The organism is Lacrimispora sp. (assembly GCF_031982545.1).
Taxonomy (GTDB): domain Bacteria; phylum Bacillota; class Clostridia; order Lachnospirales; family Lachnospiraceae; genus Lacrimispora.
Genome location: NZ_DALYXB010000004.1, coordinates 360,713 through 385,462, shown reverse-complemented (window position 1 = coordinate 385,462; position 24,750 = coordinate 360,713). Strand labels below are relative to the sequence as shown.

Below are 24,750 nucleotides of genomic sequence, written 5' to 3'. Positions count from 1 at the left end.
TATCGCTCAGAAGAGAATCCTCCTTTTTCGTAGAGACTTATTTCACAGCCCCTTTTTGTCACTGGTACAGAGAATGCTCCATTTAATAATATTGGTATTCCGGTTAATAATAATTAAGAAAATTCTTTAACAGAATAAGACATTGCATTTGGTGCAATAAAATATTATAATACATAGCTATTCACTTCATATTTATAAATCCATTACAAGGGAGGTAAGCATGATAAAACATGTAAAAAACATACTTAAAATATTCGTGGGAGACTTAAAGCATATATTTTCCAACCCAGTAGCAACGTTGATCGCCTTTGGACTGACCCTGTTACCTGCATTATATGCCTGGTTTAATATAGCTGCAAGCTGGGATCCCTATGCAAATACCAAGGGATTAAAGGTGGCAGTTGTCAATTTGGATGAAGGTGCATCCATTGACAGCATTTTTGATTCTGATATTGATGATTCAGCCATTAATATTGGTGAGATGATCCTGGATGAACTTAGAAAAAATGATAAAATTGGCTGGCAGTTTGTGGATAAGGACGATGCCATGGATGGGGTGGAGTCCGGGAAATACTATGCCGCAGTGATTGTACCGGAAGACTTCAGTACAAAGATATCAAGCGTACTGACATCCCATATTGAACGGCCGGTTTTACAATATTATGTAAATGAAAAAAAGAATGCTGTTGCAACGAAGATCACTGATAAGGGCGTAGCCAGCGTACAGCAGCAGATCAATGAAACATTTATCAGTTCGTCATCCAAAGTGATGGGTAAACTTGTGAACGGATATTCCGATGACTGGAGCACCAAGAAAGATACAGACAGAGGGGATGCCATCAGCTCCCTGAATGAGATCAAAGACAGTCTTAATCAGCTTACAGATACCATTGGTATACTAAAAGGTACTCTTCGTACGGTAAACAGCTTAAATGACGGAGTGAAAGGTACCCTGCCCGATGTAACCAGGATGATAACTTCGGGAGAAGATACCGCCCAAAGTGCCAGGACTCTGGTTGATTCCACAAGAGGAATGTCAGATATTGTAACGCAAGGAGTGGATGATACGCTGGATCAGATTACCAAGACAGAAGAAACAGTATATGAAACATTTAATGTGCTTGGTAATATATCAGATACATCAGCCGATGCAGCAATCAATACCTTAAAAGCCATGGAAAGTATGACTTCGGCGATGATCACCCAGTTAAACAGCTTCGGTAAGCTTTTAAATGATATCAATACCAAGCTACCTGTCAAATTAACAGATATAACTCAGATCCAGCAGGAGTTAGGCGCTGCAGTGAAACAGCAGCAGGATCTTTTGGTAAAGCTTCAGTCAGCTGAAAAAACGGTAAAAGAGACGAGAAGATTACCAAGTGATATGAAAGATGATATCGGGGACAGTCTGTCTCTGGCATATAACACAATCTCTGATATTAATAATTTTTACAAAGGAAAGGTTGAGGTGCCTTTAAAAGACAGTCTGGATAAAACCTATGAAGCCCTGGGAACCACTGCAGGAGCCCTTGGCAGCATTGGGAACCTGGTAGGACAGATTGATACCACGCTTACCAGCGTCAATACTTCATCTCAAAGTCTCATTGAAGCTTTGGACAGTTCCCTGAATCTGATTAATAAGAGTCAGGAACGTGTTGATGATATGATTGATGACGTGAATAAAATTGCAGATAATAAGCAGCTGAACAAAATAATGGACATTATGAAGAATGATCCGGAACGATTCAGCGACTTTATGATGAAACCTACGGATATGCAGACAAACAAAATATATCCGGTAGAAAATTATGGTTCAGCCATGGCACCATTTTATACCATACTTGCTATTTGGGTTGGAGGCCTGATCCTGGTGGCATTATTGAAAACAAAAGTGGAGCCTTCACGGGCAGAGGGACTGAAGCTGTATGAAACGTATTTCGGCAGATACCTCACATTTATGCTTCTGGGAATTTTTCAGGCACTGGTTGTTTCCCTGGGCGATCTTTACATGCTGAAGATTCAGTGCTTAGAACCGGGTAAATTTGTGCTGGCCGCGGTGATTGCAAGCATCATTTTTACTAATATAACGTACTCCATGACGGTGTCTTTTGGAGACGTAGGAAAAGCCATCGTTGTTGTATTTATGGTTATACAGGTAGCTGGATCTGGAGGTACGTTCCCCATTCAGGTAACACCGAAATTCTTTCAGATGGTAAACCCCCTGCTTCCGTTCACTCACTTAATTAATGCCATGAGGGAATGTGTGGCAGGACTTTATGAAAATGCTTACTGGATTGACATCAGAAATGCTCTGGTGTATATTCCGCTGTCCCTGTTGGTGGGAATTGTATTAAGGAAGAAGGTGCTTGAACTTAATGAATTTTTTGAAGAAAAGCTCAGCCAGACCGGCATCATGTAAAAATAAGAAGAAACCGATTATTTGGGCAGCAGGTATCGCAGTGGCTGTGATTGTTCTTGCAGCAGTAGGCTGGCATTATCTTCCTATCTATTATGCCAGGTTTTATCTTGGCCGCTCTGCGCTTCAGACACAGGGCATGCTAAAGGAGCTTTGGGGAAGTGAAAAGGGAGATGGAAACGCGTATGAGGATTCCTTCAAACTGGTTGCAGACGAAGCTTACCTAAATGGAAAGTCAGTACTGATTCTGCCTGGAGGGCTTGGCGTTTCCGTCACAGAACAGCGAAATCTTGAGAATACATTTGCCCAGGGTAAAGTAGACGTATATTTTCTTGGCGCGATTCGGGAGGGAGCACAATATTGGGCAGATCCTGACCGGGTGGTGATCCATGTGCCCCAGATCTCTGCGGCACTGGTTAAGACAACACAGGCTGATGTTAAGGATCAGATTGGAGTATCCCCTGTACCAGAGAAAAAGGAGAAGCTGGAAAATCGCTTAAAACAGCTGGAAGACCATATCATTGATGTGGTAGGTAAGAGCCGGGTTGAGTTTACCGGAAGAGATAAAAACGGTGTTACCATACGGGCGCTGGTTCCGGCAAAACAGTTTGACTCCATTTTGCAGGAGACAGGTGAGCTGATGGAGGAAATTCCCGGAAGGGAGCCAAAAAGCTGGGCGAAACTTTTGAAAGAACGAAGGACAGTAGGGGAAAATCAGGAAGTTCTCTTTTCCATACGCAAAGATCTCTCCATTTCACAGGTTATTATACCGGAACTGGCCTATGTTGGATTTCAAAGAGTAGAAAATCAGGGAGCACTTTTATCCGGTCAAATAACCGGAACAGAAGGCGAAATCAGTTTTGACACCACGGTGTATTTTGGAAATGGTGATGATAAAAAACGTGCCTTTCAGATAAAAGAGCTGAATATTATATACAATAAGAAGGACTTAAATCTCAGACTTAAGCTGAGCGGCGGATACGAGGGCGGAAGAATTTCAGCCGGAGTACTGGATCAGGAAAAACTTACTACAGAAGGAGAAGAGACTGTCAGCTTGTCAGAAATAAAGGATAAGTTTCTGGCAATGATAAAAGTATTGGGATTGGATGTAGAATAAATTGCAAAATTCTATTGACAAATACAACTGTAACTTTTATAATAACAGTAACAAAACAAAGTAAGAGAAATTTAGAGGATATACAGTCCTGTACATAACAGGGCATAATCCATGAAATAATGATAAGACTAATGGAATAAAGCAATTTCCCTGAAATAAGAGATAGAATGAAGGAGGAGTAACATATGTCAATCGTAACATTAACAAAGCAGAACTTTGATGAAGAGGTTTTAAAAACCGACGATGTAGTGCTGGTGGATTTCTGGGCAACCTGGTGCGGTCCATGTAAGATGTTTGCACCGGTTCTTGATGAGATTGCATCTGAGAATCATTCCGGTTTAAAGGTTGGTAAAGTTGATGTGGACAATGAGCCGGATCTTGCCGGACAGTTTAAGGTTATGAGCATTCCTACGGTAGGAATTTTCAAGGGCGGTAAACTGGCGGCAACTTCTGTAGGAGTGAAATCCAAGAAAGACATTCTGCAGATGGTAGAGCAGGTAAAATAATCAGACTCATAAAACCACAGGTCAATCCGGTGAAAGGAGGAACCTGTGGTTTTTTTATGAAAAGAAATAACAAATAAGTAGGTATTGACATTCCCCTATACGGGAAGGATTATACTGGTTCTATCTGTATATAGTACGAATGATAAAATGAGTAAATCGAACACGGAACACATAGACAATGCCAGTGCTTATGGGGGTTTACATGGAAGAAAGAAAACTGTACTCAATAGGGGAAGTGAGTAAGATCTGCAACATTTCAACAAAGGCTCTGCGTTTTTATGACAAGATCGGAATCATATCACCAGATATGATCTGTAAGGAGAACAGCTACCGCTATTACAACAAAGAAACACTTATGACCGTACCTGTTGTAAAGTATTACAAGCAGATGGGATTTAAGCTGGAAGAGATGCAGGGGCTTGTTGAGGGCAATACCTACTACTATCTGGAACAGAATTTCCGCAACAAAATCGACCAGCTCTGTCTCCAGGAGCAGCAGATTCACAACAGCTATGTGGCCGTTAAGGATTGGTACGAGCTGATTCAGGAAGCCAAGATGGTGCTCCAGAACAATGTACATGAGGTATCAGTGAGATTTCTTCCGGAGTCCACATTTTGTAGCCTGAAACAGAGTTTTGGATACAATTATATGGAATCTATTATTAATATTGAATGGACCAATCATCTTGAAAAGGCTGAGAATGAGATTACAGGCCCTGTAATTCTTAAGTTTGACTCCTTCGAGGATAAGATGAAAGGCAGATGCAATGCTGCAACCATTATGCAGAAAGCCATTCACCCCTGCAAGGAATACTTAAACCGCCAGACTTATGGAGGTATCATGGTTGCTTCCGTGTATCATATTGGAAAACATGAGACCATAGACGAAGAATACGAGCGGATTGTAAGCTGGGCAGCCAAGCGGGGATATCAGTGTGGGAAAGAAAGCTTTGAGCGTTATGTAGTGGATTACTGGACAACCAGGAACCCGGAAGAGTTTGTAACAGAAGTGATTGTCCCGGTTTACCGCCAGTAAGGGAGCATGAATCGCAGTCCCAACGGTTAAAAAAGGTAATCTTACAGGTTCTTTTGGAACAGAAATGAGTAAAAATTTCTGTTTCAGGAGAGCCTTTTTTATGTGTGGAGCATCAGGGTAAAAATTACCATTTAAACTGGTGTAAAAATAAAAAAAAATCGGTTGACATTCCCCATAGGGGGAAGTCCTATACTAAATGCATAGAAAAATGCAGGCAGCCAGTAGAAAATTAGTAACATTAACAGGCGTCGTGCATTTTCTAAACGTTTTCAGCTGAACGTGAAAGAAAAAGCAACAGGGCAACTTAAATTTTGTGCACTATTCAGATGGGGAAGGAAACTTAAATGACGGAAGCGCGAAAGAAATTTAAACGAATTGGCGTTACAACCGGTTTGATATCCGGTCTCATGTACGGGTTATACACCACCTTTGTACTGATCGCCGGATACTACAAACCACTTGCCGGGGCAGTTGGGCTTTTTGCTGCTCCCTACGTAACATCTGGTCTCAATGACTTATTTGCCGGGATCTGGCTTACTGTGTACAACATAAAGACCGGAAGAATACGTGAGATCGGAAGAAGCTTAAAACTGTTTCCTGGCAAAATCATTTTACTCGGTTCCCTTGTAGGAGGACCAATTGCCAGCGGTGCATACTTAATGGGCCTGGCAATGGCAGGAGCTTATGCAATCCCGATTTCTGCCATGTACATTCTTTTCGGAGCATTATTTGCACGGATCTTCTTAAAACAGAAAATCGTACCCAGAGTTGGTCTTGGTATGCTGATCTGTGTTGTTGGGGCAATCGTTATTAACTGGGTAAAACCAGAAGGCAGCGCCAACTTTACTCTCGGTATCATTTGTGCCTTTGTAGCAGCAGTTGGCTGGGCGCTGGAAGGCGTATTTGCAGCTTACGGAAGTGCAATGCTTGACACAGATGTAGTAATCAATATCCGTCAGCTTTTATCCGGAATTGTAGATTTAATTGTAATTCTGCCTATCGTAGGCGGTATGGGACTTTTAAAAGGCACACTCTTTTCCCTGCCTCCCATTGCATGGCTGATCGTATCCGGTCTCTGTGCGGCAATCTCCTATCTCTGCTGGTATAAGTCAAACAGCACAGTAGGCTGTGCCATGGGAATGTCACTGAACATCACCTACGCGTTCTGGGGCGTGCTGTTTTGTATCCTGTTTATCAAACAGCCAGTAACCCCCACCATTATCATTGGTTCTATTATCATTATCATCGGAGCTGTATTGGTATCCGTTGACCCATTTGAATTGCTAAATAAAAAGGAGGACTAAACAATGAAATATGATGCATTAGGAATGATCGAAACAAAAGGTTTAATCGGCTCAATTGAAGCTGCAGACGCTATGGTAAAAGCAGCAAATGTAACACTTGTTGGAAAAGAATTTGTAGGCGGCGGACTTGTTACCGTTATGGTAAGAGGTGATGTAGGCGCAGTGAAAGCAGCTACTGATGCAGGCGCAGCAGCAGCACAGAGAGTTGGCGAACTGGTATCTGTACATGTGATTCCACGTCCACATGCAGAAGTTGAGACAATTCTTCCGAAGGATAAAAAGGAGATTAAGTAATGGGTAACCAAGGAATGACATCAGCATCTGCGGATGCGAAAATGGCAGCTATTAACAAAAAATTCAGGACAACTGGAATGACAACCGGTGCATTATCCGGACTTACCTACGGAATTTATACAGTTCTTGTACTGGTAGCCGGTTACTATGAACCTCTTGCCAGCGCAGCAGGTCTTTTAGCAGGACCATATGTATTATCCGGCTTAAATGACCTTTTCGCAGGAATCTGGCTGACTGCATACAATGCAAAGAGCGGCCGTCTCCGTGAGATGGGCAGAAGTCTTAATACATTCCCTGGAAAAATGATTGTAATCGGATCCATTCTTGGAGGACCTATTGCAAACGGCGCTTATCTGGTTGGTCTTGCCATGGCAGGAGCTTACGCAATCCCGATCTCCGCATTATGCAGCTTGTTTGGTGCAATTTTTGCCTGGATCTTCTTAAAACAGAAAATTACAAAAAGAGTTATGGTTGGTATGCTTGTATGTGTGGCTGGTGCCATCATCATCAACTGGACCAAGCCGGAAGGCAGTGATAACTTCACTCTGGGAATTATCTTCTCCTTCGTTGCAGCGATCTGCTGGGCGCTGGAAGGTGTATTCTCTACCTACGGCGGAGCTATGATCGACACTGATGTTGCTGTAAACTTACGTCAGCTCATCTCCGGTGTTATAGACTTATTCGTAATTCTTCCTATCGTTGGAGGCTTAGGACTTTTAGGCGGAACTTTAACAGCAGGAATTCCGGTTATCTGGCTGGCAGTTGCAGGCTTAAGCGCAGCAGTATCTTTCCTTTGCTGGTATAAGAGCAACTCTACGGTTGGTTGTGCAATTGGTATGTCCTTAAATGTAACATATGCGTTCTGGGGCGTTTTCTTCTGTATCCTGTTTCTGGGACAGGCAGTTACCCCTACGATTGTCATCGGCTCTATCGTAATCGTATTAGGTGCGATTGTAGTTACCATGAATCCACTGGATTTATTCAGGAAAGGGGAATAAAAACATGTTATTACCTGCAAGAACAGCGGTTTTAAATTATTTATACGGAGTAGAAAGTGCTGACATCGCTCAGATAATGGGAGCTTTAAAGTCAGAGTACGGCAGTGAACGTCAGTTTACAAAAGATCGTTATATGGATCACGTTATGTCCTTAGAGGCAAACGGACTGGTTAGCTTACAAAGCTATGATTTAGATGAGAAGGGTGATCTGCGCATGCGTTATTCAATTAATGACGATGGCAAGGCAACCGTAGACAAGTACGTAGACAAGAAATACCGCAAATAAATTTCAGGAGGTTTACGAAGGTGAGATATTACGGAGATGAAGCATTAGGGCTGGTAGAGACTCTTGGATTAACCCCGGCTCTGGAAGCAGCAGATAAGATGTTAAAAGCAGCAGATGTAGAATTGATTTCCTATGAAAACGTAGGCTCTACCCTGGTAACCATTATGGTAAAGGGTGATGTGGCAGCCGTACGTGCCGCCGTAGATGCAGGCGCAGAAGCAGCAGCAGCCATTGGCAAACTGACTGCACATAATGTAATGCCAAGACCCATCAAAGAAGTCGGCGACATTGTATCAGTACATGATATTGACGCGTAAAGAGAGGAAAACAGTATATGGAAAGATATGAAGCCATCGGCTCAATTGAAACATTTGGTTTGGTATTCGCATTAGAAGCAGCTGATGCAATGTGTAAGGCTGCAGATGTTGAACTTGTTGGTTATGAGAACGTAGCTTCCGGATATATTTCCGTTCTGGTGCGCGGAGATGTAGGAGCCTGCAAGACTGCAGTTGATGCAGGAGTGAAAGCAGTAAGCGATATGGGCGCTGAGATTTACAGCTGTGTTGTAATCCCAAGACCTCATCCGGATCTTGTAAAGATCATCAGGAGATATGCAATCGCTGCGCCGGAGCAGGAATAAAACGTATCCCGGTTGAAGGGAGAACAGAGAAATGAATTTTGTAGATAAAGACCTTCTCTCCATACAGGAGGCAAGGATTTTAATGGAAAGCGCAAGAGACGCCGGTAAGACCATGCTCACCTTCCCCCAGGAAAAGCTTGATACGATCGTCGAAGGTCTTGCAAATGCAGCAAAGGAGCTGGCAGAAGAACTGGCCGTGATGTCCGCAGAAGAAACAGGCTACGGACGCGCAAAAGACAAGCTTGTAAAAGACACCTTTGTCTGCGAATTTCTGCCGAAGCACTTACGTGATATGAAATGTGTGGGCGTTTTAAATGAAGACCCTGTACGTAAAACCATGGACGTAGGCGTTCCGGTGGGAGTCATCGCTGCACTTACTCCTTCTGTAAGCCCGGTCTCCACTGCAATTTATAACATACTGATTGCAGTGAAATCCGGAAACCCCATCGTCATCGCTCCTCATGAGCGGGCGGTAAAGGTGACAGGCAGGCTTCTTGACTGTATGAAGGAAGTCGGTCTCCGCTTCGGACTTCCGGAAGGAGCCATCGGATATTTAAAGACGGTAACGAAGGCAGGAGCTTTGGAACTGATTCATCATCCCGCAGCAGCCATGGTGGTGAATACCGGAGTGCCGGAATTAAACCGTGAGGCAGCACAAAGCGGAAAGCCCTACATCTACGGAGGCACCGGAAACGGTCCTGTATTTATAGAGCGGACAGCTGATTTAAAACAGGCGGTTGAAGATATTATCGTAAGCCGTACCTTTGATTACGGAATTGTATCTGCAGCAGAACAGTATGTGGTAGTGGACAGCTTAATCGCAGCAGAAGTAAAAGCAGAAATGTTGAAGAACGGTGCGTATTTCATGAACGGGGAAGAGGAAAAGCAGTTAATTGATCTTCTCAACCTGGAACATGGAAATGCAGATACGGAGATTATGGGAAGACCGGCCATAGAACTTGCCAGACGTGCAGGTTTTACAGTACCGGAGAACACAAGTGTTCTGGTTTCTCAGCAGAAATATATTTCTGACAGAAACCCATTTGCAAAAGAGCTTCTCTGTCCCGTACTTGCCTACTACATCGAAAACGACTGGATGCATGCCTGCGAGAAATGTATGAGTCTCCTGGTAAATGAAAGCCATGGCCACACTCTGGTAATCCATTCCAGAGACGAAGAAGTAATCCGCCAGTTCGCTTTGAAAAAACCGGTTGGAAGAGTGCTTGTCAATACCCCTGCCACATTAGGCAGCATGGGAATGACCACTAATTTATTCCCTGCAATGACACTGGGAAGTATCACAGCCGGAGCCGGTATTACATCGGATAATGTTTCCCCCATGAATTTCATCTATATCCGGAAGGTCGGATATGGAGTGAGAAAAGCCGATGAATATCTGGAAAATGCAAAAACAGAATTGTGTTCCTGCCCCCAGGCTGCGGCACCTGCCAGTCAGCATGGAGATGCAAAAGAACTTTTAAAGCAGATATTAGAGGCATTATCAAAGGAACTGTAAGAGAAATAATTGAAAGAGAGGGTAAACAGATTGGATATTCGTGAATTTTCTAATAAATTTGTAGAAGCAACGAAAAACATGACACCAGAAGAAAGAGCTTCCCTGATGAAGATGTTTGAAACTGTTTCTGACGAAATCAATAAAAACGAGCCTGCAAAGGCAGCAGCTGCAGTATACGCCGAGGAGGGCACAACCATTCCTGACGGTATTACAACAAGACTTCAGAAATTAAAAGATAACTACTTAACACACAGGCCAACCATTACAACATACCGTGCCCGCGCGATCACAAAGATTGCTGCAGAAAATCCAGGTATGCCAAAGATCATGCTTCGTGCAAAATGTTTCCGTTACTGCTGCGAAACAGCTCCCCTTGTAATTCAGGATAACGAGCTGATCGTAGGTGCTCCAAACGGCGCTCCACGTGCAGGTGCTTTCTCTCCTGATATCGCATGGAGATGGATGAAGGATGAAATCGATACCATCGGAAGCCGTCCTCAGGATCCATTCTATATCTCTGATGAAGACAAGAAGATCATGAGAGAGGAGCTTTTCCCATACTGGGAGGGCAAATCCGTTGATGAGTACTGCGAAGATCAGTATCGTGAAGCTGGTGTTTGGGAATTATCCGGCGAATCCTTCGTTTCTGACTGTTCCTATCATGCAGTAAACGGCGGCGGTGACTCCAACCCTGGTTATGACGTAATCTTAATGAACAAGGGTATGCTTGATATCCAGCAGGAAGCAAAGGATCATTTAAAAGAATTAAAATATGAGAATCCAGATGACATTGAGAAGATCTACTTCTACAAGTCCATCATTGATACCACAGAAGGCGTTATGATATACGCTAAGAGAATTTCTGAGTATGCAAAAGAACTTGCTGCAAAAGAAACCAATCCAAAGCGTAAAGATGAGCTTTTAAAGATTGCTGAAGTAAATGCATACGTTCCGGCTCACAAGCCAAGAACATACTGGGAAGCAATTCAGTCTGTATGGACCATCGAGTCTCTGCTCGTAGTAGAAGAGAACCAGACTGGTATGTCCATCGGACGTGTAGACCAGTATATGTACCCTTACTACAAAGCTGATATCGAATCCGGCCGTATGAATGATTTCCAGGCATTTGAGCTTTCAGGCTGTATGCTTATTAAGATGTCTGAGATGATGTGGATCACCAGCGAAGGCGGTTCTAAATTCTTCGCAGGTTACCAGCCATTCGTTAATATGTGCGTAGGTGGTGTAACAAGAAGCGGAATGGATGCAACCAATGACTTAACATACCTTCTTATGGATGCTGTCCGTCATGTAAAGATTTATCAGCCATCTCTTGCATGCCGTATTCACAATAAGTCCCCGAAGCAGTACTTAAAGAAAATCGTAGATGTTGTTCGTTCCGGTATGGGATTCCCTGCCTGCCACTTTGACGACGCACACATCAAGATGATGCTTGCAAAGGGCGTTTCCATTGAAGATGCACGTGACTACTGTCTGATGGGCTGTGTTGAGCCTCAGAAATCAGGACGTCTGTATCAGTGGACTTCAACTGCTTATACTCAGTGGCCAATCTGTATCGAGCTTGTATTAAACAAAGGTGTACCGTTATGGTATGGCAAACAGGTTTGTCCTGATATGGGTGACATCAACAGCTTTAAGACTTATGAAGAGTTTGAAGCAGCTGTTAAGGAAGAAATTAAGTACATTACAAAATGGTCTTCTGTTGCAACCGTTATCTCTCAGCGTATTCACAGAGAGCTTGCTCCAAAGCCACTGATGTCCATTATGTACGAAGGCTGTATGGAAAAAGCAAAAGACGTATCTGCAGGCGGAGCGATGTATAACTTCGGACCTGGAGTTGTATGGTCAGGACTTGCAACCTATGCAGATTCCATGGCAGCAATTAAAAAGCTGGTATTTGATGATAAGAAATATACACTTGCACAGTTAAATGAAGCATTAAAGGCTGACTTTGTGGGCTATGATCAGATCCGCACCGATTGCCTCAATGCACCAAAATACGGAAATGACGATGATTATGCAGATTTAATTGCTGCAGATTTAGTTGACTTTACCGAGCATGAGCACAGACAGTATAAGACCTTATACTCTGTATTAAGCCACGGAACATTATCTATTTCCAACAACACACCATTCGGTCAGTTAACAGGCGCAACCGCTAACGGACGTCATGCATGGCTGCCATTATCCGATGGTATCAGCCCAACCCAGGGCGCTGACTTCAAGGGCCCGACAGCGATCATCAAGTCTGTATCCAAGATGGCGAACGACACCATGAACATCGGTATGGTACACAACTTTAAGATCATGGCCGGACTTCTTGATACACCGGAAGGAGAAGAAAGTTTAATTACTCTTCTTCGTACCGCATGCATGTTCGGAAACGGCGAGATGCAGTTTAACTACTTAGATAACAACACACTGATCGAGGCTCAGAAACATCCGGAACTTTACCGTGACTTAATCGTCCGCGTAGCAGGATACAGCGCATTCTTCGTAGAGCTGTGCAAGGATGTACAGGATGAGATCATCAGCAGAACCATGTTGACACATTTCTAAAAGAAAACGGAGAACAATCACAATGGACCATGGAAATACAGGAGATATTGAACGTAAGGCGCTGATCTTTAACGTACAGAAGTACAACATGTATGACGGACCGGGAATCAGAACCCTGGTATTCTTTAAAGGCTGCCCGCTCCGGTGTAAATGGTGTGCCAATCCGGAAGGACTGGTACGGAAATTCCAGGTGATGTTTAAGCAGAATTCCTGTACAGACTGCGGGGCATGCGAAAGCGTTTGCCCCGTAGGAATCCATGTGATGTCCAAAGAGACCGGAAAACATGAAATCAGACGGGATAAGGATTGTATCGGCTGCATGAAATGTAAGAATGTCTGCCCCAATTCAGCGCTTTCCATTGCCGGAGAGGTTAAGACAATTTCCGAGCTGTTAAAAATCGTAGAGGAAGATGCCGCATTTTATGATATATCCGGTGGCGGTGTGACATTAGGCGGCGGTGAAGTGACGGCTCAGCCTGAGGCTGCCTTAAATCTTTTGATGGCATGCAAGAGGGAAGGCATTAACACAGCCATTGAAACCTGTGGTTACACAAAAACCGAAACGATTTTACAGATCGCAGAATATGTGGATTTATTCCTTTATGACATCAAGCATATGGATCCGGTTCGCCACAATGAACTGGCCGGCGTAAACAATGAACAGATCTTAATCAATTTAAAAGAACTGCTTCACCGCCGTTACAACGTAAAGGTTCGTATGCCAATGTTAAAGGGAATCAACGACAGCCGGGAAGAAATTGATGCAGTGATACAATTCTTAATGCCGTTCCGTGATTACAAAAACTTTAAGGGAATTGACTTACTTCCTTATCACAAGCTGGGAGTAAACAAATATAACCAGCTGGATATGGAATATCCAATTGATGGAGATCCAAGCTTAAGTGCGGAGGATTTAGACCGTATCGAAGGCTGGATGAATGAGTATCAGTTCCCGGTTACTGTGGTGAAGCACTAGAAAGGGGAGAGCGCCGTGTCAGAGATACAGCGAGTCATAGAAGAATCCGTTCCCGGCAAGCAGGTTACCATCGCTCATGTAATCGCTTCGCCAATACCGGAGGTATATGAGTGTCTGGGTATCGATGAGCTTGGAGCCATCGGAATTTTAACCCTGTCCCCTTTTGAAACCTCCATCATTGCTGCTGATATTGCGGCGAAGGCAGCCAGTGTTTCAGTGGGATTTTTGGACCGTTTCACCGGCTCCGTCATCATCGCAGGAGACGTGGACAGTGTGGAGACAAGCCTTCGGGCAGTGTGTGAAACCTTACGGCGCGTACTTGGATTTACCGTGCCGGATATAACCAAAACATGAGAAAAAAGAGAATCATGATCATCGGACCGGGCGGCAGCGGAAAAACTGCCCTTGCAGCCGCAATCAATGGTTTAGACGGTCCTGTCAAACGGACACAGAACATGGTATATGGGGAGAAAACCTTAGATGTACCGGGAGTTTATTTAGAAAGTCCCTGGATGCACAAACACATCATCGCGGCAGCTCAGGACGCCTCCCTTGTACTGATGCTGGTAGACCAGTCCTCATGCCGGGAAAGTTATCCTCCGGGATTTGCAAAAGCATTCCGGGTGCCGGTAATCGGAGTTATTACGGGAAACGGAAAAAAGCCGGAGAATGACGGCTGGTGTATCCGTCAGTTAAAGAAAACAGGGATTTCAACCCCCTGCATTCACATCAACCTATCGGACCGTACGGGAATTGATGAGTTGATGGAAGTTATAAAAAGCCCGGAAAGCGTGGGCAATATTCTAGGAAATACCCCTTCGGGTATACCTCAATGCCCGGAAAGCGTGGGCAATATTCTAGGAAAGGAGGGAAATGTAACGTGGAGCAATTTGTAATGAACACAAAGGTATATATGGGATCTTCCTGTCTGGAAAAAATCAAGGAACTTTCTATAGAAAAAGCTTATATCATCTGTGATCCCTTTATGGCTCAGTCCGGTAAGGTGAATTTAATTACAGACCTGCTGACAGAAAAAGGAAGCAGCTTTGAAGTTTTCTCAGAAGTAGTGCCTGATCCTACGATCGCCGTTGTATCAAAGGCAATCGGTGGAATGAAAGGTTTTGGACCGGATACGGTAATCGCTTTAGGCGGAGGTTCTGCCATCGATACCGCGAAGGCTGCCAGCCACATTTACACACAGATGGGAAATGACAAGCTGAATTTAATTGCAGTTCCAACCACCAGCGGAACCGGAAGTGAAGTAACTAATTTTTCCGTTATTTCTGATCCGGAAGCTCAGGCGAAATATCCTCTGCGCTCCGACAGCATGGTACCGGATGCGGCATTCCTTGATCCCCGATTTACAGTGTCAGTACCGCCTCATATTACGGCAGATACCGGTATGGATGTTTTAACCCATGCGTTAGAAGCCTATGTTTCAACCAATGCAGGTGATTTTACTGATGCATGTGCGGAAAAGGCAGTCAGACTGGTATGGAGCTATCTGGCACGTACCGTGGAAGAAGGAAGTGACATGGAGGCAAGAACTCACATGCACAATGCTTCCTGTCTGGCAGGAGTTGCTTTTAACGGTGCATCTTTAGGACTTTGCCATAGTATGGCACATGCACTGGGAGCCCGTTTCCACATTCCGCATGGAAGAAGCAATGCAATACTGCTTCATCATGTAATCAGCTATAACGCTGGCTTAGAGGAAGCGGGAGATTTTGCAGCATGCAGCAGATATGTTGCGATTGCCAACATGCTTGGCATTGCAGCAGGAACAGAGAAAGCCACGGTACACGGCCTGGTGCGTCACATTAAGAATCTTATGAGTAAGATTAAAATACCTCAGCAGATCACCGATTTAAACGTGGACAAAGACGAATTCGAACAGGCTGTACGGGAAATGGCAGAGAAAGCACTTCAGGATAACTGCACATTGACCAACCCAAGAGTGCCTACGGTAGAAGAGATCGAAACAATTTACCGTAAGCTTTGTAAGGGGGGCTATTAATGAAATTCATCACCGAAGAAGATTTGAGAATTTTATTCAGAAGAGAACCCTTTGCCTCTTATGATCTTCCTGCACAGGCAAAGCTTACACCAGGAGCGCGTCAGTTTTTATTAGATAAGAAGATATCATTTTGTGATGATCCCCTGACGGCAAAACGCAAACTATCAAAACCTGCAGAAGTGATTATAGAGACACCAGTTACAGTTACAGAGCCTGCGCCCGACCGTTTCTTATTAAAACTGGAAACCTTAAAGGCACAGTTTCTGGAAGCCGGAATTTCCTTATTAGACAGGGACGTGCTGTTAGCAGAGCAGGTATTTGATTTAGAGCGGAAGTTATCTTTCGTGGGGAAAGGTGCTTCGGGCGACATAAATCCATTTGAGTCCTGCACCGGATTTAATAAGGAAAACCAAAACGAACCATACTCTGACTGTTTTGAGATCACCGGCTTTCATGCCCAATCCGAAAAAGGAAGAGAAATAGTCCTGTTACACCGTCTGCGCTGCTGCGTTCGGGAACTTGCGGCAGAAGCAGGAGAAAAGAATTTCAACCCGGTTATTAACCGCTTATCCCAGATGATCTGCCTGTTGTATGGAGGAAATGCATGTCAAAGAAAGAAATAACATTTGATAGCTGTAACGAACTGGTAAGCCAGTTTGAAGCAGTGGTAAAAAATCCTGTCAGAGAACGTTCCTCCGTTTATTATACGGGGGTGGATTTAGGAACAGCGTGCGTGGTAGTGGCTGTGCTTGATGAAAATTTCAGGCCAGTGGCCGGCGCTTACCGGTATGCGGATGTAGTCCGTGACGGAATGGTAGTCGATTACATCGGCGCCATCCGGATCGTTCGTGAGTTAAAGGCAGAACTGGAGGAAAAGCTGGATACGGAACTGCTTTATGCAGCTGCAGCCATTCCTCCGGGGACCGATTCACTGGACGGAGGAGCAATCAAGAATGTGGTGCAGGGAGCCGGATTTGAAATCACTGCCCTTCTTGATGAACCAACGGCAGCAAATGCAGTGCTAAAGATACAAAACGGCGCAGTGGTGGATATCGGCGGCGGAACGACTGGAATTTCTATTTTAAAAGATGGAAAAGTAGTTTACGTAGCTGATGAGCCCACGGGAGGAACTCATTTTTCCCTGGTTGTATCCGGAGCTTATAACCTCTCTTTTTCAGAAGCAGAGCTTTATAAGCGAAAAGAAGAAAACCACAAAGAGCTGCTTCCGGTATTAAAGCCGGTAATCGAAAAGGTAGCCTCCATCATTAACCGCCACATCAAAGGATATGACGTAGATGAAATTTATTTAGTAGGCGGTACCTGCTGTTTAGCAGGAATCGAAACAATTATTGAGAAGCAGACTGGGATCCATACACGTAAACCGGACAACCCCATGTTTGTAACTCCTCTGGGAATCGCATTCTCCTGTACTCAGGAGGAAATGGATTAAAAGGAAGTGGACGTATGGAATATCGGATTATTAAATCACCGTCACCTGGAACCGTTGATATTTTAAACCGCAGAAAAGGCTCAGGAGCTTCCACTCCCATCGGAAAGGTGGATGCCATTGGTCTCGTTCAGGGACGGATTATCGAAATGGTATGTGCCGCCGATGTGGCAGAAAAAGCCGTGGGTGTTACAGTAGAAGATATCAAGGGTAGCTGCCCACAGAACATGATCATGCTAGCGATTTTTGGAGATACGGCATCGGTAGAGGCAGCGATGGAAGAAATCAGACTGAGAGAGAAGAGAGGCGGGATAGAATGGTAGCAGCAAGACTGATTGACAATATCTGGGCGACCAGAAAGGCAGAGTCTTTAAACGGTTATAAGTTTATGCTTGCCGAGATCATTGGTGGTACACGGGAAGGTGAACGGCTGATTGTAGCAGACATCATCAGCGCCGGAATCGGTGACCGCGTGATCATTTCCACCGGCTCTTCAGCCAGACGCATGCTGGGAAACGATGAGATTCCCGTTGATGCCGTAGTAATTGGAATTATTGATGAAGACTGCCAGTTTATATAGAAGGGAAGTGATCATATGAAGCAGTTGATATGCGCAAAAGACGTGGAAACATTGCATGCAGAAGGCAAGAGTGTATTTCACGTAGAGAGCGGAAGCATTATCACACCGTCAGCAAAGGATGCAGCAGATGCTTACGGAATCACCTTCTGCGACAAAGCAGAAGAGAAGGCAGAAGCGAAAGGAGCGTTTGCAGGAATGGATATTGACAGCGAGAAAATTTATATGGTACTGAAGGCTCTTATGGAGAAGGGAATGTTAAATGACATTTTAAAACCATATGAGTCAGAGAGCCATGGCAACGGTTTAAAGGTTGTTCGCGGAAGTTCTGTAAAGATGGATGTATTCGATACAGGTGATCCAAATGTAAAAGCTTATTATCAGGAGCTTGTAAGCAAAGAAGAGTCAAAAATGAGTGCCGGTTTCCTGGTAATTGACCATTCTGAATTTGAGTGGGAACTGACCTATGAAGAAATCGACTATGTAATCGAAGGAACCTTAACTGTGACCATTGACGGAAAGACCTTTACGGCAAAAGCCGGAGATGTGCTCTTTGTACCGTCAGGATCAAAGGTAATCTGGGGTTCTCCGGACAAGGCAAGAGTATTCTACTCAACCTATCCGGCTAACTGGGCTGACTTGGTTTAAGGAGGTAAATGATGCAGGCACTTGGCTTTATAGAAACAAAAGGTGTGCTGGTGGCAATTGAAGCTGCCGATGCCATGTTAAAGGCAGCGGATGTGTCTCTGGTAGAGAAAACCAAAGTTGGCGGAGGTCTCATTACTGTTACGGTGACCGGCGATGTGGCGGCAGTGAAGGCAGCGGTTGAGGCCGGAGCGGCGGCAGTGGAGCGAATTAACAGTGCCGCATTAATCACACGCCATGTGATTCCAAGGCCTCATGAGGAACTTGCAGCTGTCATCGGCGGCAACACTCCAGATGAACCGGAGAAGGCACCAGTACCGGAGATTACCATGGAACCGGAAGAAGAGGCAGCCGTACCAGTCGAAGAGACAGTTGAATCATCTGCTCAGATAACAGACGAAGAACCAAACTCAGAGACAGAGCTGGTGGATACCATAAAGAGAGAGACCATTGATTTATGGATGCACCAGGACGGTCTTACTGAGACCATGAAGATACTTGAAGATATGAAGGTAACAGAGCTTAGGACGCTTGCCCGGGAATATCCCGAATTCAGCATAGCTGGAAGAGAGATTTCAAAGGCAAATAAAACCCTGCTGCTGGAAGAATTCAGGAAGTATTACGGACAAAATGATTAAGATTTTTAGAAGAGGAGATACGGAACATGGAAAATTTTGATTATGATTTGCGTTCCATCCAGGAAGCAAGGGATTTAGCCAGAAACGGCGAAGCGGCAGCAAAGAAAATTGCAGGATATACAGCAGAACAGATTGATGTCATCTTAAAAAGCATGGCAAAGGCAGGCGAGGAGCACTCCCTGTGCCTGGCTCAGATGGCTGTTGAAGAAACAGGATTCGGTAAAGTGATGGATAAGGCTTATAAGAACCATGCAGCTTCCACACTTTTATATGAAGAGATCAAGGACATGAAGACAAGAGGAATTCTTTGTGAAGATACCACAAAGCAGACCTTTGACGTAGCAGAGCCAGTAGGACTTGTAATGGGTATCGTGCCTTCCACAAACCCAACCTCTACTGTATTCTTCAAATCCATGATCGCAATTAAATCAGGAAATGCAATCGTATTTTCCCCACATCCATCTGCAGCAAAATGTACTCAGAAGGCAGCAGAGGTTATGTGTGAAGCAGCAATTGCAGCTGGCGCACCAGAGGGAATTATCAGCTGCGTAACCATGCCTTCCATGGGATCAACCAATGAGCTGATGAAATGCAAGGAAGTTTCCATTATCATCGCAACTGGCGGTCCTGGAATGGTAAAAGCTGCTTACAGCGCAGGAAAACCAGCAATCGGCGTAGGCGCAGGAAACTCTCCGGCATACATCGAAAAGACTGCTGATGTAAAACACGCAGTAAGAACCATTATGGCCAGCAAAACATTTGACTACGGTACCATCTGTGCTTCCGAGCAGTCCATCATCTGTGAAGAAAGCAACCATGCAGAGGTTGTAGCAGAATTAAAGAGCCAGGGCGGCTACTTCATGACAAAAGAAGAAACCGACAAGGTTTGCAATCTGTTATTCAAAAACGGTCATAACATGAACGCGAAGTTTGTAGGACGTTCTCCTGAAGTGATCGCTGCAGCAGCAGGTATCACCATTCCGGAAGGCACAAGAGTGTTAATCGGTAAACAGGAAGGCGTAGGCGAAGGATATCCGTTATCCTATGAAAAGCTGACAACTGTTCTTGGTTTCTATACCGTTAAGGACTGGGAAGAAGCATGTGGTTTAAGCTATCGTCTGTTACAGAACGGGATCGGACATACCATGAGCATTCATACTCAGGACAGAGATATGGTATTAAAATTTGCAGCAAAACCAGCTTCCAGAATTCTTGTAAACACAGGCGGAAGCCAGGGCGGAACCGGAATCAGCACAGGTCTTCCAATCGCCTTCACATTAGGCTGCGGAACCTGCGGCGGAAGCTCTGTTTCTGAAAATGTAAGCCCGAAACATTTACTCAACGTTAAGACAGTAGCATTCGGCTTAAAAGACTGCTCAACCATTGTAGATGATGACCCAACTTTCATGTGGAAAGAAAAATCACAGGCTTCCTCCTGCTTAAGCCCTGCTGAGCTTGTTGCTTCCTTTGAGAAAAAGGAAAGTGCTCCGGCAGCTTCCTGCCAGAGCGGCTGCGAAGACAATGACAAGCTTGCGGCTCTTGTAAAGGAAATTGTTCTGGCTATGAAAGGCCAGTAATCAGAACTGAAAAAGGAGAACAGCAATGGATAAGTATGAAGCGGTAATCAAGCTCTTAATGGATGCTGTAAAATCAGAATCCGGCAGTGACGAGCTGACGATTCCGGTAGGCGTTTCCAATCGCCATGTGCATTTGTCTCAGGAAGATTTAGATACTCTGTTTGGAAAAGGCTACCAGCTGACCAACATGAAAGAGTTATCACAGCCCGGACAGTATGCATGCAAGGAAATGGTAACGGTATGCGGTCCCAAGGGAGCCATTGAAAAAGTCCGCATTTTAGGACCGGTAAGAAAGCAGACCCAGGTAGAAATTCTGGCTGCCGACTGCTTTAAACTTGGCAGAAATACAACACCTAAAATGTCCGGCGAACTGGCAGGAACACCAGGGATTACACTGGTAGGACCGAAAGGAACCGTAGAGACAAAAGAGGGCTTAATCATTGCCCAGAGACATATTCACATGTCACCTGCTGACGCTTTAAAGTTCAGCGTACATGATGGTGAGACAGTTAAAATTGAAACAGAGGGCATCCGTGGAGGAATCTTTAACAACGTGGCAATCCGCGTAACAGAGACTTCCTCGTTAGAATGTCACTTAGACACGGAAGAAGCCAATGCTATGGGCCTTACCGGTTCATCTAAGGTAACAATTGTTAAATAGGGAACTATTAAAAATTAATTATAAAAACCCAGGAGGATTTAAAAATGAAATATGATGCATTAGGAATGATCGAGACTAAAGGTTTAATTGGATCCATCGAGGCAGCAGATGCAATGGTTAAGGCAGCTAACGTAACTTTAATTGGTAAAGAGTTCGTAGGCGGCGGTCTTGTAACTGTTATGGTAAGAGGCGATGTTGGAGCTGTTAAGGCAGCAACTGATGCAGGTGCAGCAGCAGCTCAGCGTGTAGGCGAACTGGTTTCCGTACATGTAATTCCTCGTCCACATGCAGAAGTTGAAACAATTCTTCCTGCAGCAAAAGAAATCTAATTGTCATAATGAAAGCACCTGGTTCTCTCTGGTTTCCTCCAGATGAGAACCGGGTGTTTTTTTACAGTTTTCGTAAATAATATGTAGAATAATAATGTTTTTTGTTGGTTACAAATATTAAAGCATTTCCATACTTTATTCATGTACAATTACTGATTTATTATACATGTTTAATAAAAAACGAGCTAAATTTCCGTATATAATAGACAAAGCGAAATTTATTAGGTATAATATTTATTATATGTGCAGGAGGCAGAAGGCAGGTGAATTCATGCGACATAACAAAAGTGTAATGAGAAGTCTTTTGATGGTAACCCAACTGGGGTTAAGTGTGATGGTGCCTGTATTCGTTTGTATTCTTGCCGGTTACTATTTCGACCGGTATGCAGGAACTAAGTTGCTGCTGTTATTCCTTGTTGTTGGCTTTCTGGCGGGTGGTCGGAATGCATATAAGATTGCGAAAGCCACACTTGCCATGAATGAGAGGGAAGAAAAGGAAGAGGATCGGAAAGCACGCATGGAGAGTCAAAGAGCAACAAAGACCATGGTGAGTAAACCCAAGCAGCCAAGCCGTATAAAAAAGAGCAATGACGAGAAGCTAAAATAAGCAGGAGGACTTGTAATGGAAAAAGCAACAAAGAATTTGATTGTTGAGGTTTCAGCAGGGATTGTGATTTTTACTGCGGTGCTTTTGCTGGGGTCATTTTTTTTATACCCCAGAGTCTCCGTATTTGCAGGTCTGCTTCTGGGAATGGTACTTGCTCTTGCAATGTTTCTTTCCATGGCACTGGTGCTTGACCGATCGATGAAATCCCAGGATCCCAGAACCGTTCAGAAACGGGGAATAGTCAGTGCAGCGGTCCGTTATCTGCTGCTTATTGCCATATTGGTAATAGTCATTAATTGGTTTTCAGATCGGTTTAATCCGGTAGCAGTAGTAATCGGAGTCCTTGGACTCAAAGCAGGAGCATTCTTGCAGCCTGTCATTCACAGGATTGCATCCCGCAAGGATAACAACAGGTAATTTTCTGCGGTCTTGTGTATTATTTTTGAAGAAAGGAGGCTATAGCGTATGGTCATTGCGAATGCCAGTAATGTGGACTTTATGATCAAAGGTGTTACAAAGTTTCACGCGTTCGGGCAGGATCTGTGGGTAACTACAACAGAAATCGGTCTTAGCATTATTACAATCACGATTTTGATTCTAGCATTTGTTACGGACCGGAAGATGAAACGAGCGACAGAAGTGCCGGGCACATTTCAGAATATCATGGAACTGATGGTGGAATCACTGGATAAGCTGGTGAAGGAAACCATGGGGCATAATGCGAAGAAGTTTGTCAATTATATCGGAACAATCTTTCTCTTTATTTTATTCTGTAATATCAGCGGTTTATTCGGGCTTAGAACCCCAACCGGAGACTTTGGTGTCACATTTATGCTCGGTGTATTCACATTCTGCATCGTTCAGTACCAGGGAATCAAGAACCACGGAATCGGGCATCTTACAAGTCTAGCACAGCCGTTTGTGGTTTTATTTCCGATTAACTTAATCGGAGAGATTACAAACCCATTATCCCAGGCGCTCCGTTTGTTTGGTAACATGATGTCAGGAGTTGTAATCATGGGATTGTGGTATGGGATGATGCCAATCTTCGTCAAGATCGGTATCCCATCATTTTTACATGTATACTGTGATTTATTCTCAGGCTGTATACAGACTTATGTGTTCTGTATGCTGACCATGGTATATGTAAATGATAAGTTGGATTAATCAAACAAATTACTAATTATTTTAATTCAGGAGGATTTTATCTATGAACGGAATTTCAGGACAGGATTTTATCTACGGTTGCTCAGCAATCGGTGCAGGTATTGCCATGATCGCAGGTATCGGACCTGGTGTTGGACAGGGTATCGCAGCTGGACACGCAGCTGCAGCAGTAGGACGTAATCCGGGCGCAAAGTCTGATATTACATCTACCATGCTTTTAGGACAGGCTGTTGCCGAGACAACCGGTCTTTATGGTTTCGCAGTTGCCGCTATTCTCATGTTCTTAAAGCCATTCAGCTAAACAGAGGTCTGGCAGGAATAAAAAGAAAGAGCGAGAGGAGGCGAAACCTTGGACAGATTATTGGGATTTGACCCACAGCTGCTTTTCGATGCGTTTATCACTGGTATTAACGTATTCCTTCTGTTTTTTGCTTTATCCTATAAGCTTTTTAATCCGGTGCGCAATGCTCTGGAAAATAGAAAGTTAAAAATTGCAGGAGAGTTGAAAAGCGCTGCAGAAGATAAAGAAGCAGCTCATGTAATGAAGGAAGAATACGAGGCCAGACTTTTAGAAGTCAGAAAAGAGGCGGAAGAGATTCTGGAGGATGCAAGAAAAAGAGCAAAGCAGCGTGAGGCAGAGATTTTATCAGAAGCCAGGGAAGAAGCGAACCGCATTGTTATGAGAGGAAATCGTGAAGTGGAACTGGAGAGAAAGAAAGCGCTTGATGATATGAAAGAACAGATCATATCCATCGCATCTGTCATGGCCGGCAAAGTCGTGGCAGCATCCATCGATACTTCCACACAGGACTCTCTTATTGATGAAACCTTGAAAGAGATGGGTGAGAGCACATGGCAAAGCTAGTATCAAAAGTATACGGTGATGCATTGTTTGAGGAAGCCCTGGAACGACAGGAAGTGGACGCTTTGTTCGAGGAAGTAAAAAGCCTGCAGGCAGTCTTTGTTAATAATCAGGATCTTGCAGGACTTCTTGATAATCCGAAGATAGGCAAGGAAGAAAAAAACGGAATTATTCAGGAAGTATTCGGCGGACGGGTATCGGAAACTCTCATGGGGTTCCTGACAGTCATTGTCGAAAAAGGCAGACAAAAGGAAATCAATGCAATCTGTGAGTACTTTATAAACACTGTCAAAGAATATAAAAAAATCGGCGTGGCCTATGTGACCAGTGCTGTGGAATTAAAAGAGGAACAGAAAGCCCAGCTTCTGGGGAAACTGCTTGGTACAACCAGCTATCAGGAATTTGAGATGGTTTATCAGGTTGATCCTTCCATTATCGGAGGTCTGGTGATCCGGATCGGTGACCGGGTAGTGGATTCCAGTATTAAGACGCAGATTTATGAGCTGCGCCGCAGCTTGTCAAAGCTGCAGATATCGTAACAGAAACTTTGCAGAAAG

31 protein-coding genes are annotated in these 24,750 nt (G+C 44.2%); all 31 read left to right on the top strand.

Annotated elements, in window-relative coordinates; genetic code table 11:
* Positions 1 to 220: 220 nt before the first annotated feature.
* Complete coding sequence (locus ABS301_RS09425; RefSeq protein WP_349671978.1) at positions 221 to 2,419, top strand: YhgE/Pip family protein; 2,199 nt, start codon at positions 221 to 223, stop codon at positions 2,417 to 2,419.
* Positions 2,376 to 3,533 carry a hypothetical protein gene (locus ABS301_RS09420; protein ID WP_349671977.1) on the top strand — a complete coding sequence of 386 codons (1,158 nt, stop codon included), beginning with the start codon at positions 2,376 to 2,378 and terminating at the stop codon, positions 3,531 to 3,533. Before ABS301_RS09425 ends, ABS301_RS09420 begins: the two co-directional genes overlap by 44 nt.
* Before the next feature lie 185 nt (positions 3,534 to 3,718).
* Positions 3,719 to 4,039, top strand: coding sequence for a thioredoxin (gene trxA, locus ABS301_RS09415; protein WP_318066439.1), 321 nt, complete (start codon positions 3,719 to 3,721; stop codon positions 4,037 to 4,039).
* Positions 4,040 to 4,241: 202 nt separating this feature from the next.
* A complete protein-coding gene (locus ABS301_RS09410; protein WP_349671976.1) occupies positions 4,242 to 5,075 on the top strand; it encodes a MerR family transcriptional regulator in 834 nt (277 codons plus the stop codon).
* A gap of 344 nt (positions 5,076 to 5,419) precedes the next feature.
* A complete protein-coding gene (locus ABS301_RS09405) occupies positions 5,420 to 6,379 on the top strand; it encodes a DMT family transporter (protein ID WP_349671975.1) in 960 nt (319 codons plus the stop codon).
* A gap of 3 nt (positions 6,380 to 6,382) precedes the next feature.
* Positions 6,383 to 6,673: an ethanolamine utilization microcompartment protein EutM gene (gene eutM / locus ABS301_RS09400; protein ID WP_097003123.1), complete on the top strand. Its 291-nt coding sequence runs from the start codon at positions 6,383 to 6,385 to the stop codon at positions 6,671 to 6,673.
* The gene (locus ABS301_RS09395; protein WP_349671974.1) at positions 6,673 to 7,671 is read left to right on the top strand and encodes a DMT family transporter; all 999 of its coding nucleotides are present in this window, start codon (positions 6,673 to 6,675) and stop codon (positions 7,669 to 7,671) included. Before eutM (ABS301_RS09400) ends, ABS301_RS09395 begins: the two co-directional genes overlap by 1 nt.
* A 4-nt stretch (positions 7,672 to 7,675) precedes the next feature.
* Positions 7,676 to 7,957, top strand: coding sequence for a hypothetical protein (locus ABS301_RS09390; RefSeq protein ID WP_349671973.1), 282 nt, complete (start codon positions 7,676 to 7,678; stop codon positions 7,955 to 7,957).
* Positions 7,958 to 7,977: 20 nt separating this feature from the next.
* Positions 7,978 to 8,274 carry a BMC domain-containing protein gene (locus tag ABS301_RS09385; RefSeq protein WP_349668033.1) on the top strand — a complete coding sequence of 99 codons (297 nt, stop codon included), beginning with the start codon at positions 7,978 to 7,980 and terminating at the stop codon, positions 8,272 to 8,274.
* 17 nt (positions 8,275 to 8,291) lie between these two features.
* Positions 8,292 to 8,597, top strand: a complete 306-nt coding sequence (locus ABS301_RS09380) for a BMC domain-containing protein (RefSeq protein WP_349671972.1) — start codon at positions 8,292 to 8,294, stop codon at positions 8,595 to 8,597.
* A gap of 31 nt (positions 8,598 to 8,628) precedes the next feature.
* A complete protein-coding gene (locus tag ABS301_RS09375; RefSeq protein WP_349671971.1) occupies positions 8,629 to 10,113 on the top strand; it encodes an aldehyde dehydrogenase family protein in 1,485 nt (494 codons plus the stop codon).
* 9 nt (positions 10,114 to 10,122) lie between these two features.
* Positions 10,123 to 12,690, top strand: a complete 2,568-nt coding sequence (gene cutC / locus ABS301_RS09370; RefSeq protein ID WP_349671970.1) for a choline trimethylamine-lyase — start codon at positions 10,123 to 10,125, stop codon at positions 12,688 to 12,690.
* Between the two features lie 22 nt (positions 12,691 to 12,712).
* The gene (gene cutD / locus ABS301_RS09365; protein WP_349671969.1) at positions 12,713 to 13,666 is read left to right on the top strand and encodes a choline TMA-lyase-activating enzyme; all 954 of its coding nucleotides are present in this window, start codon (positions 12,713 to 12,715) and stop codon (positions 13,664 to 13,666) included.
* Positions 13,667 to 13,681: 15 nt separating this feature from the next.
* Complete coding sequence (locus ABS301_RS09360) at positions 13,682 to 14,020, top strand: BMC domain-containing protein (protein ID WP_349671968.1); 339 nt, start codon at positions 13,682 to 13,684, stop codon at positions 14,018 to 14,020.
* Positions 14,017 to 14,562, top strand: a complete 546-nt coding sequence (locus ABS301_RS09355) for a EutP/PduV family microcompartment system protein (protein WP_349671967.1) — start codon at positions 14,017 to 14,019, stop codon at positions 14,560 to 14,562. Before ABS301_RS09360 ends, ABS301_RS09355 begins: the two co-directional genes overlap by 4 nt.
* On the top strand, positions 14,547 to 15,683 hold the full coding sequence (locus ABS301_RS09350) for a 1-propanol dehydrogenase PduQ (RefSeq protein ID WP_349671966.1): 1,137 nt from the start codon (positions 14,547 to 14,549) through the stop codon (positions 15,681 to 15,683). The genes ABS301_RS09355 and ABS301_RS09350 overlap by 16 nt, the downstream gene beginning before the upstream one ends.
* On the top strand, positions 15,683 to 16,306 hold the full coding sequence (locus ABS301_RS09345) for a hypothetical protein (protein ID WP_349671965.1): 624 nt from the start codon (positions 15,683 to 15,685) through the stop codon (positions 16,304 to 16,306). Before ABS301_RS09350 ends, ABS301_RS09345 begins: the two co-directional genes overlap by 1 nt.
* The gene (eutJ, locus tag ABS301_RS09340) at positions 16,288 to 17,133 is read left to right on the top strand and encodes an ethanolamine utilization protein EutJ (protein ID WP_277409521.1); all 846 of its coding nucleotides are present in this window, start codon (positions 16,288 to 16,290) and stop codon (positions 17,131 to 17,133) included. Before ABS301_RS09345 ends, eutJ begins: the two co-directional genes overlap by 19 nt.
* 14 nt (positions 17,134 to 17,147) lie before the next feature.
* The gene (locus tag ABS301_RS09335; RefSeq protein ID WP_349671964.1) at positions 17,148 to 17,453 is read left to right on the top strand and encodes a BMC domain-containing protein; all 306 of its coding nucleotides are present in this window, start codon (positions 17,148 to 17,150) and stop codon (positions 17,451 to 17,453) included.
* A complete protein-coding gene (locus tag ABS301_RS09330) occupies positions 17,447 to 17,710 on the top strand; it encodes a EutN/CcmL family microcompartment protein (protein WP_097003135.1) in 264 nt (87 codons plus the stop codon). The genes ABS301_RS09335 and ABS301_RS09330 overlap by 7 nt, the downstream gene beginning before the upstream one ends.
* A gap of 15 nt (positions 17,711 to 17,725) precedes the next feature.
* The gene (locus ABS301_RS09325; protein WP_097003136.1) at positions 17,726 to 18,355 is read left to right on the top strand and encodes a EutQ-related cupin domain-containing protein; all 630 of its coding nucleotides are present in this window, start codon (positions 17,726 to 17,728) and stop codon (positions 18,353 to 18,355) included.
* An 8-nt stretch (positions 18,356 to 18,363) separates the two neighbouring features.
* On the top strand, positions 18,364 to 18,990 hold the full coding sequence (locus tag ABS301_RS09320) for a BMC domain-containing protein (RefSeq protein WP_349671963.1): 627 nt from the start codon (positions 18,364 to 18,366) through the stop codon (positions 18,988 to 18,990).
* 26 nt (positions 18,991 to 19,016) lie between these two features.
* Entirely contained in the window at positions 19,017 to 20,567 is a 1,551-nt protein-coding gene (locus tag ABS301_RS09315) for an acetaldehyde dehydrogenase (acetylating) (RefSeq protein WP_349671962.1), read from the top strand.
* Between the two features lie 25 nt (positions 20,568 to 20,592).
* Positions 20,593 to 21,228, top strand: a complete 636-nt coding sequence (locus ABS301_RS09310) for a phosphate propanoyltransferase (RefSeq protein WP_349671961.1) — start codon at positions 20,593 to 20,595, stop codon at positions 21,226 to 21,228.
* 44 nt (positions 21,229 to 21,272) lie between these two features.
* Positions 21,273 to 21,557: an ethanolamine utilization microcompartment protein EutM gene (eutM, locus tag ABS301_RS09305; protein ID WP_097003140.1), complete on the top strand. Its 285-nt coding sequence runs from the start codon at positions 21,273 to 21,275 to the stop codon at positions 21,555 to 21,557.
* Positions 21,558 to 21,828: 271 nt separating this feature from the next.
* Positions 21,829 to 22,164 (top strand): AtpZ/AtpI family protein, encoded by a 336-nt coding sequence (locus ABS301_RS09300; protein WP_349671960.1) that lies wholly within the window; start codon positions 21,829 to 21,831, stop codon positions 22,162 to 22,164.
* Between the two features lie 15 nt (positions 22,165 to 22,179).
* Positions 22,180 to 22,581: an ATP synthase subunit I gene (locus ABS301_RS09295; RefSeq protein ID WP_349671959.1), complete on the top strand. Its 402-nt coding sequence runs from the start codon at positions 22,180 to 22,182 to the stop codon at positions 22,579 to 22,581.
* A gap of 48 nt (positions 22,582 to 22,629) precedes the next feature.
* Positions 22,630 to 23,331 carry a F0F1 ATP synthase subunit A gene (gene atpB / locus ABS301_RS09290; RefSeq protein ID WP_349671958.1) on the top strand — a complete coding sequence of 234 codons (702 nt, stop codon included), beginning with the start codon at positions 22,630 to 22,632 and terminating at the stop codon, positions 23,329 to 23,331.
* 43 nt (positions 23,332 to 23,374) lie between these two features.
* On the top strand, positions 23,375 to 23,632 hold the full coding sequence (gene atpE, locus ABS301_RS09285; RefSeq protein WP_104433759.1) for an ATP synthase F0 subunit C: 258 nt from the start codon (positions 23,375 to 23,377) through the stop codon (positions 23,630 to 23,632).
* A 48-nt stretch (positions 23,633 to 23,680) separates the two neighbouring features.
* On the top strand, positions 23,681 to 24,196 hold the full coding sequence (atpF, locus tag ABS301_RS09280) for a F0F1 ATP synthase subunit B (protein WP_349671957.1): 516 nt from the start codon (positions 23,681 to 23,683) through the stop codon (positions 24,194 to 24,196).
* On the top strand, positions 24,184 to 24,732 hold the full coding sequence (gene atpH / locus ABS301_RS09275; RefSeq protein WP_349671956.1) for an ATP synthase F1 subunit delta: 549 nt from the start codon (positions 24,184 to 24,186) through the stop codon (positions 24,730 to 24,732). Before atpF ends, atpH begins: the two co-directional genes overlap by 13 nt.
* Positions 24,733 to 24,750 lie beyond the last annotated feature (18 nt).